This is a genomic window from Alteromonas sp. D210916BOD_24, assembly GCF_047159385.1.
Lineage (GTDB): Bacteria > Pseudomonadota > Gammaproteobacteria > Enterobacterales > Alteromonadaceae > Alteromonas.
In genome coordinates this window covers 3,093,384-3,111,630 of record NZ_AP038333.1, presented here as the reverse complement: position 1 = coordinate 3,111,630, position 18,247 = coordinate 3,093,384, and the positions used below count along the sequence as shown (strand labels likewise).

Genomic DNA, 18,247 nt, shown 5'->3' with positions numbered 1-18,247 from the left:
CCTACCAATAGGCGATAGTGCTAAATAAATTCTCTACATTTTCGCCCGTTTTAGCACTGGTTTTTATGACTGACGAAAATTTTGCGATATACGCTTCCAGCTCTTCTTCACTCCAGTGCCAGCTGGCGGGAAGATCGGTTTTATTGATTACAAAAAACGCTGGGATATCGGGATAATGATCTTTAGCGAGCTCATATATTTCCATGCCCTCTAAAAGAGATTGGGAGCGGGTTTGGTCGACGACAATAATGCAGGCACTCGCACCGCGAAGATAGCGAGGGTTAAAACCGCAATAGCGGTCAATACCTTCTAGATCCCACAATAGTAGCTGTACATCGAGGTCACCGTTGCTAAGGTGTTTCTTGTCTATTTTTACCCCAATGGTGGTTTTGTATTTTTCGGAAAAAATACCTTCTACAAACTGCTTAATTAAGCTTGTTTTGCCAACGCCAGTGGGGCCTAAAATACACACTTTCTTTTGAATCACCGCAACCTTTCCTTACTACTGTGCATCGGAGGTTAAAACATTTATCATTACGGAACGTCCCATCGAAGGCTTCTTAAGCGGAAGTTCTCCCAAGCTCACCGCTATAACAAGGTCACTACTTACACCAAGTGAAATCAAAGTGTTCACTACATTCTCCGCGCGTTTTTGACTGAGAATTTTGTTACGCGCACTGGCACCTGAATTGTCGCTGGCACCCAGTACTACAACACTAATAAAAGTATTGGTCTTCTCGGCAAGGGATGCAAGTTCATTAATATCCCGTGCAAGTTCTTCTAATTTTGCTAACTGTACTGCAGAAACCGTATCTTGGTTAGTAGAAAAAAGCACACTTTGTGCAGAAATTTTATTAACAAGCCTGTCCTGAGCTGCTTTTTGTAAGGTTCCTTTGTCTATCTCTAGGTGTGGAACAATGTCTAAATCACTTTGGGAAATGGCAAGTTGCGCAATACCGGGGATAGACTCCATTTGCTGAGCCAGGCGATTGGCCGTAGCGGGGTATACTCGCCCAGAAAGGCTGGGCTGTGGTGACGACGTAAACGCCAATACTTCATCTTCGCTAAGCGGCAATGTCTCTATTGTATCTTGTAGTTTTTTCATTACCACATTTGGTTTAAGTGAGACAAAGGGTTCTTCAATCACGGTTACGCGAGCAGTATCAATATCATTGGACACTAGCCATTCTTCCGTTGAGATAACAGCGGGATCTCGAAGTACTTTGGCATAAACTTGGCCGTTAGATAGGTAAGTGTCTGTAACCACTAGTCCCGGTGTCGATTGCAATTCTTGAAGCTCGCTTTTTAATATACTCAATGACAAGCGCATAAACGACAGCACTATCAGAGCAGCTACAATAATTAACAGTACACCTATACCGATAATGTTTTTAGATTTTTTAGTTTCTTCATCTTTTCGTTCACTGACTAAACAGTCAGACAGTACGGTTTCACAACCTTCAAACGGGGCATTATCACCATCGTATTGTAATAATGGTTGCTGATAGAATTGATGAAAATCTTCCAATGCTTGCTGCAGCTTGCTTCTTATAGAGGGTGGGACGCTCCCCGTTACTGCTGCAACAAGAATGGCTTGTGGGCCGACGGAAATGAGTAGCGTAAAATCATCAGTTTTGATTTCCCCTAATTCATTTTCAGTGTTGTGGCTACTTACCCCAAAAGCATCTGCGACAAAATCGTTGATGGCGACAAGCATTGAAGAAATTAGATCCGCGTCTTTTTGCTTATGCGGATCGGCAGAAATACTGTGAAGTAAGGTACCGGTTTCACGATGTATTACGAAAAGTTGTTGCACTTGGTATTGATAAATCTGTGCGGCAACATATTCAGAGTATCTAATGCCTGATTGCCATGCTTTAAACCGCCAAGAAACGCTCTTTGGGCTTAAACTGTTCTCAATAAGTGCATTGGTGCGTTCAACGAATTCGATAATAAACGACGAGAACGCTTTTCTGACCAATGTGCCTACAAGAGGGTAAAGTGTTCCAACAATCTTATCACTGTTTGCTTCAATAGAGCGGTGCAGCGATTTTTCAACCAGTGGCACCAGTACCTTGTTCACTGAGCCGTCTTTTGTTTCTCTGGCTAACAGTGCTTCGGATACTACGTCGCTGACATAGTGTTTAGCCTGACTTTCAAACTTGTCCGCAATGTATTTATCGTCGCGACCAAGTAATAATTCTCTAACTTTATCGAGAGAATCATCTGTTGTGACGGACGAATTTACCTTGTTAGTCATTGATTAATTGTCGGTAGCCAAGTTAGACGCCATAGTGGAAAGCAAGTTCGCCAGAGTTTTTCTGTCTGTCTTACTTTCAGAAAGCTCGCTGGTCACCTGTTGTAGTCTTTCGAGTAGTTCTTTGTGACGCTTACTAAATAAATTGTCCAGAGATTCCAACTCTTTAACCACGTGTGCTTCAAGTGCATCGTTATCATTTTTGGCTGTGGTTTCAGCTATTTCCAACTCGCTTTGAAGTTTATCAGTGGTGTTTTGCAGATGAGCTTGAGCGCTCTCGTGGGAATCGTTTGAACTGGCAAGCTGGTCGGCGAGTCCAGCGATTTGTTCTTCAATAAGTTTACGGATGTCACTAAATTGTTTATCGAGATGCGCGTTCAATTTACTAAATTTTGCTTCAACTTGCGCTTCTAAAGCAGATAAATCAGCGCGAAAAGCACGATTTGTTTGCCCAAATAAAATCTCGCGTAACTGAGAGAGCTCATCGGTGCTATTTGCTACCTGTGCTTTATCTTCAGTCTTTTGATTTGCGTTTTTTTTGTCTTCCATTGTATGTCCCCCAGCGCCAGAAGAATGATAGCACCTTCTGCGCTGTTAAGCCGCTGGCCAGAAGTCTGGCAAATACTGCATTGTGTGATTTTCCTACAATAGCCGGAAATGAACCACTTTGAAATACTCAATAAGCATAATATTGGCAAATGAGGGGAACAAAAAATACTGTGGATTCAGCATATTGAATTCCTAAAGCATACCGGAAAGGTCAGAATTTGCTTGTTTTTCCAGTGTGATGATTTTCAATATAGCTATTACTTAATTCAGCTAGACGATTGCTGCTGATTATCCGCCTGTTTACCCTCTTAGGCCTATCTTCCTTTTAATTCGTGAACGGAACCAGATATGCCAAAGACCTCTTCCAACGCCGCTAATGCTATTCGCATGCTCACCGTAGACGCCGTACAACGCGCTAAATCTGGCCACCCAGGTGCGCCTATGGGCATGGCGGACATTGCTACGGTGTTGTGGCAGCAATTTTATCAGCACAATCCTGCTAATCCCAGTTGGGCAAATCGCGACAGGTTTGTGCTTTCGAATGGGCATGGTTCCATGTTGCATTATGCATTGCTGCATTTAACCGGATATGACCTAAGCATCGATGACATAAAACAGTTTCGTCAACTCCACTCTAAAACCCCCGGGCACCCTGAATACGGCTATACGCCAGGTGTAGAAACAACTACTGGGCCTTTGGGGGCGGGTATCGCTAATGCAGTGGGCATGGCCATAGCCGAAAAAACGTTGGCGGCACAATTTAATCGCCCCGACTTCGATATTATCAATCATTACACCTACTGCTTTGTAGGCGATGGCTGTTTAATGGAAGGTATTTCACACGAGGTGTGTTCGTTAGCTGGGACGTTGATGCTCGGTAAACTGATTGTGTTTTGGGACGATAACGGTATCTCTATCGACGGCCATGTGGAGGGGTGGTTTAGTGACGATACGGTAAAAAGATTTGAAGCGTACGGTTGGCATGTCATAAGCGACGTCGATGGGCATAATACTGATGCCATCGCCAACGCCATTCACGCTGCACAGTCTGATACCGAGCGCCCTACACTGATTTGTTGTAAAACCACCATTGGTTTTGGTTCGCCCAATAAATCGGGCAGCCATGATTGTCACGGTGCGCCACTTGGCGAAGAAGAGATAGTGCAGGTACGCCACCAACTAGACTGGCCTCATCCTCCCTTTCACGTACCTGACAGTATATATGCCCAGTGGAACGCCATAGACAGCGGCAGAGTCAGGGAATTGAAGTGGCAAGCCGTATATGAAAAATACCGCGATGAGTACCCAAGCCTTGCAGAAGAGTTTAATCGAAGAGTAGTACGTCGTGCTTTACCCACTGACTTTGCATCAAAGTCCAAAGCGTATGTAGAAAGCTGCCAACAGGACGCTGCGAATATGGCAACCCGTAAAGCGTCGCAAAATGCAATAACCTACTATGCCTCACTTTTGCCGGAATTGATGGGCGGTTCTGCCGACTTAGCGGGTTCAAATTTAACCTTATGGCCATATGCAAAAGGTTTACAGGACGATGCGGCAGGAAATTATATTTACTACGGTGTTCGAGAGTTTGGTATGAGTGCCATTATGAATGGGATTGCATTGCACGGTGGCTTTACTGTTTATGGTGGAACCTTCTTAATGTTTATGGAGTATGCACGCAATGCCGTTCGCATGGCCGCCTTAATGAAAGTGCCCAGTATTTTTGTATATACCCATGATTCAATCGGTCAGGGAGAAGATGGTCCTACGCACCAACCGATAGAGCAACTAGCTAATTTGAGAATGACACCTCAACTTGAAACCTGGCGACCCTGTGATGCCACCGAATCAGCACAAGCATGGCGCCAGGCAATATTGCGCCAACAAGGGCCGAGCGCTTTGGTATTTTCTCGTCAAGCAACACAGGCTCAATCCCGTACTCCAGAACAAATCGATGCTATCGAGCGAGGTGGGTATGTGTTAGTTGAGCCCAATGACCCGCCTCAGTTGATTATTATCGCGACTGGTTCAGAAGTCGCCATTGCGGTTGAAGCGGCTCAGCAATTAGCTCAACACAACGTCGCAACGCGAGTGGTATCTATGCCAAGTACAACTCGATTTGATAGTCAAGATGAGGGATACCGCGCGTCTGTTTTGCCTAGAGCAATTCCTAAATTGGCTATCGAAGCGGCTCACGTGGACTTTTGGTACAAATACGTTGGGACCGATGGCGCAATAATCGGGATGGCGCGATTCGGCGAATCTGCACCAGGCAACGTATTGTTAGAACACTTCGGTTTCACTGTAGACAATGCCATAGCCACCGCGTCGGCGTTGCTGGATAAAGCCGTTAAATGAGCGTTGAAGTGATGCGTTACTGACGCGTCACTGCCATCTTCTACCTTGCTTAATTAGCGTTTTTTTACATTTCATTTACGTTATGCGTCAGTGCAATTGTAACTGGGTCTGAATGGGTTATTGTGCCCTTAACTCAATTAGGGTGGTTCAGATATGAAATCTCACTTTACGCTAAATTTCACTGTTAATGCGGTAAAAAGAAGCGCAGCTTTCGCTGTTTTGCCTTTTACCTTGATAGTTGCAGGCTGTACTCAGACATCAGAAAATACCTCGCAAGGAACTCCGGCTACAGTCGAACAGAAAGCCGACTACTTAAATACATCGTTGCCTTTACCTCAGCGGGTGGAAGCTTTAGTGGGGAGTATGACCCTCGAAGAAAAAGTCGCACAGATGTATAACGATGCACCTGCAATAGCACGTTTAGGTGTACCCGCTTACGATTACTGGAATGAAGCATTACACGGCGTGGCTAGAGCCGGTGAGGCCACAGTTTTCCCACAAGCTATTGGCATGGCGGCCATGTGGGATAAAGCCTTTCTAAATGAAATTGCCACGGCGATTTCTGATGAAGGGCGCGCCAAGCACCATGAATTTAAACGACAGGGTATTTCTCATCGCTACGCAGGACTGACTTACTGGTCGCCGAACATCAATATTTTTCGCGATCCGCGATGGGGAAGAGGACAGGAAACCTACGGTGAAGATCCTTTTTTAACTGGTGAGTTGGGTGTTTCTTTTATCCAGGGGCTACAAGGTAATGACGATACATACTTGAAAACGGCCGCCACAGCAAAGCACTTCGCGGTTCACAACGGCCCGGAGATCACCCGTCATTCTGACAACTATGTAGTGTCAAACAAAGATCTTTATGAAACCTATTTACCAGCCTTTGAGAAGGCCGTTGTTGAGGCCGATGTAGAAGCGGTAATGTGCGCTTATAACAGGGTCAACGGGCAGCCTGCATGTGGTTCAGACATGTTACTGAAAGAGATTTTACGGGAGCAATATCATTTCGACGGTCACGTGATGTCAGATTGTGGTGCCATCGCGGATTTTTACGATCCGAAAGCCCATGATGTTACCCGTTCTCCGGCAGTGGCCGCGGCATGGGCTGTGAGTAGTGGTACGGATTTGAATTGTGGAACAGGCCGCCTAAGCAGTTTTGCCAATTTAAGCTTTGCCGTTCAAAAGGGGTTTATCGATGAAGCCCTGATTGACCAAGCGGTAGAGCGCTTATTTATGACGCGTTTTAAGCTGGGCATGTTTGATCCTGATAGCAGTGTACCTTTTTCTTCCATTTCACTGAATACTGTGGGTTCTGAAGCCCATCTCGCGTTGACCCAGAAAGCCAGTGAAAAGTCGTTAGTATTGCTCAAAAATAATGGCGTTTTGCCCCTTAAAGCAGGAGTGAAAGTGGCGGTCATAGGGCCTAATGGCGACAATGTAGATGTCTTGCTCGGCAACTACAATGGCTTGCCGATTAATCCGGTAACAGTGGTGGATGGTCTATCTCATTACTTGGGAGATGAGAACGTAGAATATGCGCCAGGCAGCGCTCTCATTGCTGATATTTATGGTCATTGGCAGACTTTAGACAAGCAGGTTTTATTTCATCGAGACAGTGAAGGCAATCAAATACCGGGTGCTAAAGTAGAATATTATGCTGTCGAACGCGAGAAGATGAGTGACTATCGTCAACCTCACTTTCCTTCAAAAAGGATTGGACAAGCGGTACTGCAAGAGACGCTTGAGTCGTTAACGGTTAGACAAATGTATTCGCCAGTGTCTGGCAAGCTATTGGAAGACTACTCAATGGTGGTCAGCGCCGAACTTATACCTGTGCAATCCGGTGAGTATCTGTTTGATGGAAAGGGGCACATAACTATTGATGGTCAGGCAGTAACGGGAGCAATCTCTCTACTGGCTGGGCAATCGTATGCGCTTGAAATTGAATACATCTTTGCGACCGATCCGGTGACCAATACCGCTGATAATTTGCTTCGAGAATGGCAACTGCGTTGGGTAAATCAGACAACTGATTTGCTGAGTGAAGCGAAAAAGGTCGCTGAGAAAGCGGATGTGATTGTAATGGCCGTGGGTATTTCTCCGCGTATTGAAGGGGAAGAAATGCCAGTCAAACTGGATGGTTTTGACTATGGTGACCGTTCCAGTATTAGCCTTCCTGCTGAACAACAAGCCTTGATTCAAGTCATGCATGAACTGGGCAAACCCATGGTGGTGGTGAATTTCAGTGGTAGCGCAATGGCGTTGAATTGGGAAAACGAGCACGTTGACGCCATTATTCAGGCGTTCTATCCCGGTGAAGCAACAGGTACTGCGTTGGCGAACGTGCTGTGGGGAGAGGTGAGCCCATCAGGGAGATTACCTGTGACTTTTTACCGTGACTTGTCCGGTTTTGCTGCGTTTGATGATTATGCAATGACCAATCGCACGTATCGCTATTTTGATGGTGAAGTATTGTACCCGTTTGGTTACGGTTTGGGTTACTCACAGATGCAATACAGTGGACTAGCCGCACCAGCACAAGTTGCCTCAGGGAGTGACTTAACCGTATCAGTAACGCTTAAAAACAGCGGAAAATACGATGCAGATCAGGTAACTCAATTGTATGTCCGCATGCCAGACGCGCCAGTCAAAACCCCTAATGTCAGTCTTAAAGGGTTTACCCGAACAGCGTTATCGCAGGGTCAAGAAACCACCATAACACTTAATGTGCCCGCTGAAGAATTAGTCTATATCGACAACGACGGTAACAAGGTGCCATATACTGGCAAGTTGGAAGTGTATGTAGGGGATGGCCAACCTGACTATGTCAGTGGGTCTCAAATTACTCATGCTAGTGTAACCCTGCAATAAAAGGACTGTGAAGATGAACATCAGACTTGTGAAAGGAATGGGGTTACTCTGGTCATCGTTATTCTTATTGCCATCTAGCTGGGCTGCAACCGCATCAATTAGCATCGCGCAGTTGTACCAAGGGAGTTTTCTGGTAGGAACCGCTATTAAATCCAGTGATTTGAAAAAGCCTCCGTCTCTTTCATCCTCGTTGTCTTGTCGTGAGTTCAATGCTTTCACTGCCGAAAATGCGATGAAATGGGAACATATACACCCCACACCAGATACCTACGATTTTTCAATGTCAGATCAGCTTATCACGATGGCACAGCAATGTGATGCGAAAGTAATAGGGCATACATTAGTGTGGCACCAACAGACGCCTGACTGGGTGTTTCAGGATAGTCAGGGAAACGCGCTAAGCCGGGACGCATTGCTCGTGCGCTTAAAAGATCACATTGATACGGTCGTTGGTCGCTACAAAGGGAAAGTGTATGGCTGGGATGTGGTAAATGAAGCGTTAAATGAAGATGGCACATTGCGCGATACGCCATGGCGCAACATTATTGGTGATGATTACTTCATATACGCTTATCGCTATGCTAGAGCTGCCGATCCTGATGCACAGCTGTATTACAATGATTTTAATTTGTATAAAAAAGCGAAAGTCGAAGGGGCGATAACGCTGGTCAATCAGTTGCTTGAAGCGGGAGAAAAGGTCGATGCCATAGGTATGCAAGGGCATTATTCCCTGTTTTATCCCTCGTTAAACGAGATAGAGCAAAGTGTGCAAGCTATCGTTAACGCTGGGCTTTCAATTGCAGTGACTGAATTAGATGTGTCGGTGTTGCCCTTGCCTGATGATGCATTTAGCGGTGCAGATATTACCCAGAGTTTCGCTGCTCACCCTGTATACGACCCGTATACGTCAAGATTACCAGAGGCTCAGGAACAACAGCTGGCCGAAACTTATCAGGGGCTTTTCGCCCTATTTTTGAAGTACGCTGACAATGTAGATCGGATAACTTTTTGGGGGGCGTCCGATGCAGATTCTTGGCGAAACAATTGGCCCATTAGGGGCCGTACTGACTATCCGCTACTGTTTGACCGCCAAGGTCGACCCAAACTGGCTTATCAGTATGTTACTCAGTTTATTCCCTAGAGGCGGGGTGTTGGGTTTATAGCATCATTACTGCCTGCTGTATGGATTGGCGTGACATTAGCGAAAATCGTGATTAGGTGCACTCACAGAGAAGTATTTGTAGCAGCGCAATAATGCTGGATAAATGCTTGGTGATCGGGAAGTTGTGCGACCCGTTGCTGTATCTCATGTTGACCTTTGCGCAGCGCCATCGTTAGCTGGTCGTCACTCATCATTTTTGCTGCTGGATGCCAGCTTTTCGGTAAGATCCCTTGGCCTAACATTACCTGTGACCAAGAATCCACACGAAACAGTTCACTGTGCTTTTGAAATGCGTGTCCGTGCTCTTCAAACAACGCTATGCGCTCTGACAAAGAATCGGGGATAGACATACCCTGACAGGCTTGCCAAAACGCTGAGTCGTCGCGTTTGGTGACGTGATAATGCAGCACTATAAAGTCGCGTATACGTTCGAGTTCAACTTTAGTTTGGGCATTATACTCGTCTTGCAGTGTTTGTGTTTGATCACTTTTAACGTAGGGGAACAGTTGCATTAATCGAGTAATCCCCATCACAATTAAATGCAGGCTGGTGGATTCCATTGGCTCTACAAAACCACTCGACAAGCCGATGGCTACACAGTTTTTGTGCCAGGCTTTTAATCGCCTACCAGTGTTAAACCGCAAATCGCGAATTTCTGTCAATGGTGCACTGGGTAAAGATTGACTAAATTGCTCATAGGCGTCGCTGTCGTCGAGAAACTGACTACAATAGACAAATCCGTTTCCCATCCGATGTTGAAGAGGGATTTCCCAGCGCCAACCCGCACTGTGAGCTGTAGCCACGGTGTAGGGCTTAAGGGGCGGTGTCAGTGCGGTTTGGACAGCTAAAGCACGGTTGCAAAATAACCAGTGAGACCAGTCTTCATAGTCCACTGAAAGGGCTTCACCGATTAAACGTGAACGAAAACCAGTACAATCAATAAACAGATCACCCTGCACGGGAGCACTATTGGCTAGTTGTAAACAATCAATATTCCCTTGGTCATCCAATTTGACCTGTTCTATCGTGTCTGTGATGTGAGTGACACCTGCTTCTATGGCGAGCTTTTTCAAAAAGCTCGCATAGGCACCAGCATCCAGGTGATAAGCATAATTAAGCGGTGAATTTTGTCCTGAGGTAAAGAATTTATTCGCTTTTGCAGCTTCAAGTTCAAGGCAATAGCTGCCGTAATCCGCCGCTACGCCGCGATCTACTCCCTCGCGCCAAAAATGGATAAACTCAGCCAACCAACTGGATTGCCCAGTTTGTCCAAATGAGTGAATGTAACGATCGTGTAGTTGGCCAAAATTGGCGAATTCAATTCCCAATTTGAACGTTGCCGAGGTCTCGCGCATAAAGGTTGCCTCATCAATACCTAATAGCTGATGAAAAACCCGAAGTGGAGGAATAGTGGCTTCTCCTACGCCAATAGTGGGGATGTCAGAAGACTCGATTAAGGTAATATGGAGAAGGGGTCCCAGCTTTTTAACCAACGCCGCAGCGGTCATCCATCCAGCACTGCCACCACCGGCAATGACCACATGTGGTTTATTCGCTGTCGCACTGGTTTTCATTTCTTTCACCTATCTATTTAACTGCCGCAGTAACAACGCGCGCAGTTGGCGCGCCATATTTTCATCTAACGGTGCCAACGGCCCCTGTGCATGTAACGGAATGTGTTCTCGACAGGAGTCGTCGTCAGAAAAAATGTAATAATCAAACAAGGCACGCCACGCTGCTTTTTCTGCCGCTGATTTGTCTCGAATTGCTAATAACCCGTGAAACAATGCGTTCATTCCACTGGCCTGATAACGGGGCGATTGGTTCCACCAATAATTTACCATGACATTAAAAGCACTTAGCCCTTCTACCTGATGCCACCACATAGTCGGAATATAGATAGCATCGCCCGGCTGTAGTTCGGTTTGATAGCCGTGTTGTTGCGCAACTTTGTAACGTGGGAATCGAGATAGATCTGGATCGTGAATATCGACTAGGGTAACGGGTTGACCACCTGGGGTAAGGTGAAGTGGCCCAGGATATAAATTTGCCACTTGGTTTGGGGGAAACAAATTAAATTGACGCCTTCCGGCGACACAACACGCAATGTTTTCTAATGCGTCAAAATGCGCACAGGCAATAGAATGATTGCCGATCCAAATGCTGGCTAGGGGAGGTGAATTATCAGGGGCTAAAACAGATTGTGGAAGGGTTAATGAGTTGGAATCGAGAAACCCCGGAAAATGCGTGTGTAATTGGTTGGAGGCCACATATCGACTTGGTGCATCAGGCTTGTCCAACGTAGCCAGAATTTCATCAAGCATCTCGGCCACGTTGCCTCGTACACTTTGATAATTTAATGACGATATATCCTCAGTGTATGCATAACGGCCTTTTACATTTCGCTCAGCTTGATAGATCATGGTGGGCTGACCGTTGTAATGATCCTTTAGGCGAGTCATTAACGCTTGGGTATCACAGGCGTCTTGAACTGATGGCCATGACGCTATCAAACCTCTCAGCACTACGGGTTTCCCTTCAGTCACGATGGTCGGTAAATCGGTATCAAGATGAACGTCAAATCGCTCTTCTATTGGTCGCCATAGAGGGGAATTCACCGCCGAGTGTACTCCAGCGCATTTTTCATATCTATTAGCCATGCTACGTTTGACAACGCATTCTGTAGATAGAAAATGTAAGCTAACCACCCTTTTTTATGCAATTGCGCCATGACCTCGCCGGGCAAGGATGCAAACGTTTCTGTGCATATCGTTTCATGCCCTTGAACCGAAACCTTGTCACCTGATTTAAGGGTGATAGAAAGATTTACTGGCGTGAGCAGGTTTAATTCATCCAATGCGTTATAAAATGATGTTGCTTCATCTTGTCCCTGATGTAATTGATTCAATATGTTGGCAATATTCTGTAGGTAGTCGCTTTCGCCCCCCTGTGGTAAAAATATCTGCTGCCCGGATAACGCAGTGTCTTGGACTATTTTGGGATGTGACATGTCCACGTGAACAACAGCATTGCGGATACCATTTTGTTCTTGGTAACCAATCAAAAATGGGCCTTTGGCCAGTATTCCTGGAACATACCGAGCCATCCAACTTCCGGCGGAGGGCGGGTTAGCGTAATGTTCACTGAGATATAAATTTTCACCGCTTGATATTCCTAAAAGCGCTACGGCTTGCAGACCTTTCTCAGAATGGCGACGAAGCAGTACTGGATATTCTTTGTGTAAGGCTTCAAATTCGCTGGGAAAGACTTGGACGCTGCCTATATTGTCGCCATACTGGGCGCCGTAGTGAGGCGTTACCCGCAAATCTTTATGTGTAATATTATTGAGTAATTGCAAGTCAGGCATTGTTTATTCGTTCCGATTAAAAAGCGGCGCAGCCAGTATGCTTTCCGGCTGCGCTTATACTACTTATACCATCAGAAGTTATAGCGTACACCTAATTGATAGCGAGCACCTAAGTCTTCTAAATACCACAGTTGATTTCGCGTGCGTCCATGTTCACGACGATCTTCTCCGGTAATGTTAATGCCTTCAACAAACACGGTAAGTTGGTCATTAAAAGCGTAGCTCACGTTGGCATCTATTTGTGCATAGCCTTCCACATAGGTGGGGTTATTTGAGCCGCGGTAATTAATGCGATTGAGGTATTTATCACGCCAGTTATAGGCTACCCTGGCAGTTAATCCGTCTTTGTCATAAATGAGCACTAAGTTAGCCGTATCACTTAACCCTGCAAGGGCGAATTGTGATTCATCCGGGTTACCTTCGTTGTCAAAGCCAATATCTCCTCTTACTAAGGTATAGTTGGCCTGGAAACCAAATCCGCTTTCACCAAAGAAGTGTTGTACTGCTATTTCAGTACCGTAAAGCTTAGCTTCGCGGTTGTTTTGCGGCAAACTGGTACGGAATACCATCTCAGGATCACCGCTCTCTGGAATAATATCCCACCCCGGAGTTTCCCCTAGTTGTAGCAGTTGATCTGCACTTCCTGTGTAGTCATCAGCACCGTTAGGGAATGCCTCTGGGTGTTCAAGTAGCACCATCATGGCGAATAAAGAGGTGTCGTCGACAGCAAATCCGCGTTCTCTCAGCGCCTCTGCAGCAGCAATTGCACGCGGCCCATTGGTTTGGTCAAGTATGCCAAAGAAGGTGCGATCTTCTTGTCCTGTACCGATGAAATTTGCCACTCGTTTTTCAAAGAAGCCGATAGACGCGTAACTGTTGTCATCGAAATACCATTCAGCAGACACATCGAAGTTGTCTGACTCAAGGGGCAATAACCCTGGGTTAGATGAACTGGCAGTTGCGCGCGTTCCATTCAGTGTGGAGCCACTCGTACCAAAACCACTTGGCGATACGCGTAAATCACCATAGCCCGCGCGGGCAATAGTTTTACTGTATGAGAACCGCGCTTTTACTTCATCAGTGAGCATAATGTCGAAGTCTACGCTGGGTAACAGGTGGTCATAATCTGCTTTTACTGAAAGTGGCAAGGTTTCGGTGTTAGGATCGGTAAACAAGCTAAAGTCATTGTTGTTCTCCCAAATGAGATAGCTGGGAGGCGTCACCAATGACGATGAGGTCACATCGGTTTTTTCATAGCGAACACCGGCCATAAAGTTGGCCTGCATACCCCCAAGTTCTCCGCTCATAGTCACTTGAAAGTAGGCCGCCATGGTGTCTTCTTCTACTACATCGTTATTGGAAAACACGCTACTGACACCAAAAAAGTTTGCATCACTGGGGTACAGCGCGATACCTTCTCTGGCCATCGCTATGGGATCGCCTATAAATCCAATTCCTTGACTTTGCCCAGTATCGAAATCATCAAACAAGGCACCCACATCAATAGGTTGTAACAGACCGTCTGAGAATTCGCCGGGATTAGCAATGCCCCAGTTACCTAACGTCATATTGTCACCAGCTGTTTGACGAGCCACCATTTCCATTGCACGGGTTTCTACACCAAAATCGATTTCACCCTCGTCGAACATCCATTTGCCGTCGAGTTTTAGTTGGGTAATTTCGGTTTCCTGAGATGCATGGCGGAAGCGCAGAATAGAAGAGCCCACATCACCAGCATCGATTGTACCATTGCCATTACCACGGACGCTGTCGTCATAGACGTTGCGATACGTAGGAAGCTCGGTGTCGAACCACCATTCACGAGAGGTGACTGTCGGGGAGCCTACACCTACCGCAATTTCACCTGATGCGGCATTGTCACTCGGGCCGCTAGGAAGACTTTCCATTTTTGAGTTATGCGCATCAAGAGACAGGATCAAGTTGTCAGATGCCATATATTCGAAGTTAACGCCTACAGAATTCAGTGTGTTGGTTTGTTCCCGCCATTGCTGCTCATAACCCTCATCGACGGTACCTGGATAAGATTCTGCAATGTAGATTGGCGTGGCAACTGGACCATCATCAAATATAACGGCAGTGACGTTAGAACCATTTTGTACCCAGTTGGTGATTTCACCGCGATGTTCCTGAATATCGTTTTCTGCATACAGATAGTCCAATGTTGCGACTAAATTGTCACTGGCAGCATATTGCAGGGTAAGTTGGGCATTAGTTCTTGTTCTCTCTGTGTCTGAAAACGCATAACGCAAATCGTTAGGGCGGGCATATAACTGACCTACTTCTGGCGCATTTTGATAGATATCCCCTGAGTTATTAAACAAGGTATCTGGGTCGTTAGGATCGCCCCAAACCCCAATGTTCCAATCGTTGACCGTGGCGCCGACATAACCAGAGTGACGTTCTTGTATACTCCCGGTTAGTGCCACACCAAATTTGGCGTCTTCATCAGTCCAGTTAATTAAACCGGACAACTCAGGGGTGACATCGTCACCTGCGCGATTAGTTGTATCATGAACGGCTTTAGCGCCCAAGGTTGCTTGAAATCCTGGGTTTTGCAGCGGACGTGCGGTTTTAATGTTAACCGTAGCTCCAATTCCTCCAGTGGCGATATTGGCTTTACTTGTTTTGTAAACTTCAACACCTCTAATGCCTTCAGATGCGAGGTTGGCAAAGTCGAAGGCTCGCGTACTGCCACCACGGGTGGTGCCGTCAGCACCACTGCCGCCACCGTATGTTTGGGCAGCCGGCATCATACGGCCATTGAGCGTGATCATATTATTACTTCCACCGAAACCACGAACAGTAATTTCGTTGCCTTCACCATTGGTGCGGCTTATGGATACACCGGTAATACGTTGTAGGGATTCCGCTAAGTTAGTATCGGGAAATTTACCAATATCTTCTGCCGAAATGGCGTCGACGACACCAATTGACTCACGTTTTATTGAGGCGGCTTCTGCCAAACTAGATCGAAGTCCGGTAACTTCAATCACTTCTACTGGATCCTCAGTTTGTGCGGCGACGGGAAGTATCGTCGCGGTACCAAGTAGTACTGAGACCGCTTTAGTCACCATAGACTGTTTAAAAAGGGGTGGCTTTTTCATGTGTTGTGTCCTGTTTGGGATATTCGCTGTTGCCATTCCTGTTTTTTATTATCAACAACCTCGAATTACTCTTAGAGACCAACAACGTGTACGAAACAAGCTGCGGTAACAGTAAATGCTGAAAATAGTGGTGTGCTAATACACCTGGTTCACTCCTGTTAATGGCATGTTAATTTTTCCACTGTGACAAAGCCTTTAGCCATTATTTTATTTGTTAACACGGGTATTTTTTCTATTTCGAATTGCTACAAAGATTATTTAAATTAACTTATAAATTATTAATTTTGGCTTTTGCTATCGGTGGTCCGGTTCTGGGTTAAGTACTGGCACTTTTTAAACGATTGCGATTCTAAGAAGTTAATGAAAGAAGGCGGTAACAGTGAAACGCCCCGTGTAAGGATTGAGATCTGGAGTGAAATCGGGAGGAATATTGCCTGAATGTAACAGGGCGCAGGGGTAAATAACCGCGCGATTAAAAACACAGGGCACATCGACAATTTGTTTAAATAAATCGGTACTGCCATTGATATAACCTTGTGGTGTAGCTCGATTGTTGAGCTCCCGAGACAGGCTTTGCTGATACGAAACGAGATTATCTTGTGTAACCGCTATCTGACCGGTGGGATTGTATTGATAAATACTGGTGCCTCCAAAAGAGGGCGCACATAAATAGTGTACTAATGCATATTGATCAGTATAGGGGCGATCAAAATGGGGAATACGTTGTTCCGTAGTCAGCGCTGAAGGTGGAGTAGTGACCATAGCAAAGTATGCTTCACCCGCTGCTAAGGTATGAGAGAAATGGCATTGTCTTAATGCAACGTTGATAGTTGCTAAAGCATAACGCAAATAGCCAGTTGGTACTGGCATTCGCATTCCTGGATAACGCTTCTCTGAGCGGGGCGCCCGTCCGCTTGATAGTGCATAATCGATTAACTTATTTGGTCCAGGAATAAAGTCATCAATAATTAAGACCCTATATTCTGAATCGGGAACGGGGATCGTAGAGATTCCACTCATGGTTTTGCCGGGCATGTATTTGCAATAAACTCAGCATGCGTGGGCATGTAATCTACTGATTTTCTTACCACACGTTGGATCCCTTTCAGTCGCTTCGCCAGTTCATCCTCGGAAAAAATATCGGCCAGTCCGTGATAGCCTTGTGGGCGTAACCCTTGTCCGTACATGACTTCAAACCAACTAAGATCGTTAAATAACTCATTGTTAAAGCGATTGATTCTTCCATTAGTTTTAAATTGATCGATTTTCTCCTGAAGTGTGTCTGGTATTGACATGTTTTTACAGTAGCGCCAGAAGGGCGTGTCCTCGCGTTCAGTGACATGATAATGCAGAATGAGAAAATCCCTTATGCGGGTGAATTCAAAATCCATCTGTGCGTTGTATTCGTCGATATCACCTTGAGAGGGCGTACTAAAGGGAAAGAAGCTAAAAAATTTAGAGATTGCGACTTGTACAAGGTGCAGGCTGGTTGACTCCAAAGGCTCCATGAAGCCACCCGATAAACCTATCGCAAGACAGTTTTTGTGCCAAAATTTGTTGCGTTTTCCGGTCACAAATTTGATGAGTCTTGGGTCTGCTAATAACTCACCATCGATATTATTAACAAGCGTGTCTTGGGCTTGGCGATCACTCATAAACTCGCTGCTATATACGTGCCCATTGCCCACCCGATGCTGCAATGGGATGCGCCATTGCCAGCCAGCCTGTTGAGCAGCAGCGCGAGTGAAAGGCCAAGGGGCTTCGGTTAAGCTTGATGGCGCAGCCACAGCTCGATCGCAGGGTAGCCAATGTCGCCAATCTTCGTAACCTACTTTTAGCGTTTGTTCTATGAGAAGTGCACGGAAACCCGAGCAATCGATAAAAAAGTCGGCCTCGTGGACATCGCCATTTTCCAACACCAATGACGCGATATCGCCACTTGGGTGTTGATTGACGTGGGTGACTTTTCCCTCTGTGCGAACGACACCGTGGCCTTCAGCGCACTCACGCAAAAACTTTGCGTATAAGCCCGCATCAAAGTGAAATGCGTAGGCAATGTTTGAAAGAGGAGAATTGCCTGCGTCAAAAGGGCGCATAAAGCGTTTTTCGTTACACGCTAACGATGAAAGGGTGTATTCGTCTAAAGGTGCCGCTTTACCCTGTTGGCGCATTTTAAGCCAATAGTGATAGAAATGGACGCCTTCCATGTTTTTGCCCACTTCACCGAAAGCGTGATAATAGCTATGACCAACCTTGCGCCAATCTTTAAATTGAATTCCCAGTTTAAAGGTGCCCTGAGTACGTTCAATAAAGGTATTTTCGTCCAGCCCAATTAGGTCGTTAAAGAGCAAAATTTGCGGGATAGTGGCTTCACCAACACCAACAGTACCAATGTCTTCAGACTCGATAACCTGAATTTCACAAGGGTGGCTTTTCAGTATTTTTCCCAGTGCAGCAGCGGTCATCCATCCAGATGAACCACCACCAAGAACAATAATTTTTTTGAGTGGTGACTGCATGACGTTTCCCAAAAATGAAAAAATCAGGCTGGC

At 45.9% G+C, this 18,247-nt stretch carries 12 protein-coding genes; 3 read left to right on the top strand and 9 right to left on the bottom strand.

All coding sequences use genetic code 11. The features are described 5' to 3' along the window. Position 1: 1 nt before the first annotated feature. The 3 genes from ACMCM8_RS13495 to ACMCM8_RS13485 are packed head-to-tail and all read right to left on the bottom strand — an operon-like array spanning position 2 to position 2,806. Complete coding sequence (locus tag ACMCM8_RS13495; protein ID WP_412723131.1) at positions 2–487, bottom strand: Rab family GTPase; 486 nt, start codon at positions 485–487, stop codon at positions 2–4. 15 nt (positions 488–502) lie between these two features. Further along, positions 503–2,260, bottom strand: coding sequence for an OmpA family protein (locus ACMCM8_RS13490; RefSeq protein ID WP_412723130.1), 1,758 nt, complete (start codon positions 2,258–2,260; stop codon positions 503–505). Between the two features lie 3 nt (positions 2,261–2,263). After that, positions 2,264–2,806 (bottom strand): hypothetical protein, encoded by a 543-nt coding sequence (locus ACMCM8_RS13485; protein ID WP_412723129.1) that lies wholly within the window; start codon positions 2,804–2,806, stop codon positions 2,264–2,266. A gap of 348 nt (positions 2,807–3,154) precedes the next feature. On the opposite strand from ACMCM8_RS13485, the gene tkt reads away from it, so the two are divergent. From tkt to ACMCM8_RS13470, 3 genes are all read left to right on the top strand, one after another. After that, entirely contained in the window at positions 3,155–5,164 is a 2,010-nt protein-coding gene (gene tkt / locus ACMCM8_RS13480; RefSeq protein ID WP_412723128.1) for a transketolase, read from the top strand. Between the two features lie 153 nt (positions 5,165–5,317). After that, positions 5,318–8,041: a glycoside hydrolase family 3 C-terminal domain-containing protein gene (locus ACMCM8_RS13475; RefSeq protein ID WP_412723127.1), complete on the top strand. Its 2,724-nt coding sequence runs from the start codon at positions 5,318–5,320 to the stop codon at positions 8,039–8,041. A gap of 13 nt (positions 8,042–8,054) precedes the next feature. Beyond that, the gene (locus ACMCM8_RS13470; RefSeq protein ID WP_412723126.1) at positions 8,055–9,182 is read left to right on the top strand and encodes an endo-1,4-beta-xylanase; all 1,128 of its coding nucleotides are present in this window, start codon (positions 8,055–8,057) and stop codon (positions 9,180–9,182) included. Positions 9,183–9,265: 83 nt separating this feature from the next. Here the strand turns inward: ACMCM8_RS13470 and ACMCM8_RS13465 are convergent, their stop codons facing one another. The 6 genes from ACMCM8_RS13465 to ACMCM8_RS13440 form a co-directional block, all read right to left on the bottom strand. Beyond that, a complete protein-coding gene (locus ACMCM8_RS13465; protein WP_412723125.1) occupies positions 9,266–10,777 on the bottom strand; it encodes a tryptophan halogenase family protein in 1,512 nt (503 codons plus the stop codon). A 9-nt stretch (positions 10,778–10,786) separates the two neighbouring features. Further along, entirely contained in the window at positions 10,787–11,821 is a 1,035-nt protein-coding gene (locus ACMCM8_RS13460) for a cupin-like domain-containing protein (protein ID WP_412723124.1), read from the bottom strand. Next, on the bottom strand, positions 11,818–12,570 hold the full coding sequence (locus ACMCM8_RS13455; protein WP_412723123.1) for a SapC family protein: 753 nt from the start codon (positions 12,568–12,570) through the stop codon (positions 11,818–11,820). The genes ACMCM8_RS13460 and ACMCM8_RS13455 overlap by 4 nt, the downstream gene beginning before the upstream one ends. A gap of 71 nt (positions 12,571–12,641) precedes the next feature. Further along, on the bottom strand, positions 12,642–15,695 hold the full coding sequence (locus tag ACMCM8_RS13450; protein WP_412723122.1) for a TonB-dependent receptor: 3,054 nt from the start codon (positions 15,693–15,695) through the stop codon (positions 12,642–12,644). A 357-nt stretch (positions 15,696–16,052) separates the two neighbouring features. After that, positions 16,053–16,715, bottom strand: a complete 663-nt coding sequence (locus ACMCM8_RS13445; protein ID WP_412723121.1) for a DUF6445 family protein — start codon at positions 16,713–16,715, stop codon at positions 16,053–16,055. Beyond that, complete coding sequence (locus ACMCM8_RS13440; RefSeq protein WP_412723120.1) at positions 16,712–18,214, bottom strand: tryptophan halogenase family protein; 1,503 nt, start codon at positions 18,212–18,214, stop codon at positions 16,712–16,714. The genes ACMCM8_RS13445 and ACMCM8_RS13440 overlap by 4 nt, the downstream gene beginning before the upstream one ends. Between the last annotated feature and the right edge of the window lie 33 nt (positions 18,215–18,247).

Bases quoted from the DNA above. Each gene is read 5' to 3' on its own strand.
- ACMCM8_RS13455 (WP_412723123.1), bottom strand. From the start codon at position 12,570: ATGCCTGACTTGCAATTACTCAATAATATTACACATAAAGATTTGCGG.
- ACMCM8_RS13440 (WP_412723120.1), bottom strand. From the start codon at position 18,214: ATGCAGTCACCACTCAAAAAAATTATTGTTCTTGGTGGTGGTTCATCT.
- ACMCM8_RS13450 (WP_412723122.1), bottom strand. From the start codon at position 15,695: ATGAAAAAGCCACCCCTTTTTAAACAGTCTATGGTGACTAAAGCGGTC.
- tkt (WP_412723128.1), top strand. From the start codon at position 3,155: ATGCCAAAGACCTCTTCCAACGCCGCTAATGCTATTCGCATGCTCACC.
- ACMCM8_RS13485 (WP_412723129.1), bottom strand. From the start codon at position 2,806: ATGGAAGACAAAAAAAACGCAAATCAAAAGACTGAAGATAAAGCACAG.
- ACMCM8_RS13465 (WP_412723125.1), bottom strand. From the start codon at position 10,777: ATGAAAACCAGTGCGACAGCGAATAAACCACATGTGGTCATTGCCGGT.
- ACMCM8_RS13470 (WP_412723126.1), top strand. From the start codon at position 8,055: ATGAACATCAGACTTGTGAAAGGAATGGGGTTACTCTGGTCATCGTTA.
- ACMCM8_RS13490 (WP_412723130.1), bottom strand. From the start codon at position 2,260: ATGACTAACAAGGTAAATTCGTCCGTCACAACAGATGATTCTCTCGAT.
- ACMCM8_RS13475 (WP_412723127.1), top strand. From the start codon at position 5,318: ATGAAATCTCACTTTACGCTAAATTTCACTGTTAATGCGGTAAAAAGA.
- ACMCM8_RS13445 (WP_412723121.1), bottom strand. From the start codon at position 16,715: ATGAGTGGAATCTCTACGATCCCCGTTCCCGATTCAGAATATAGGGTC.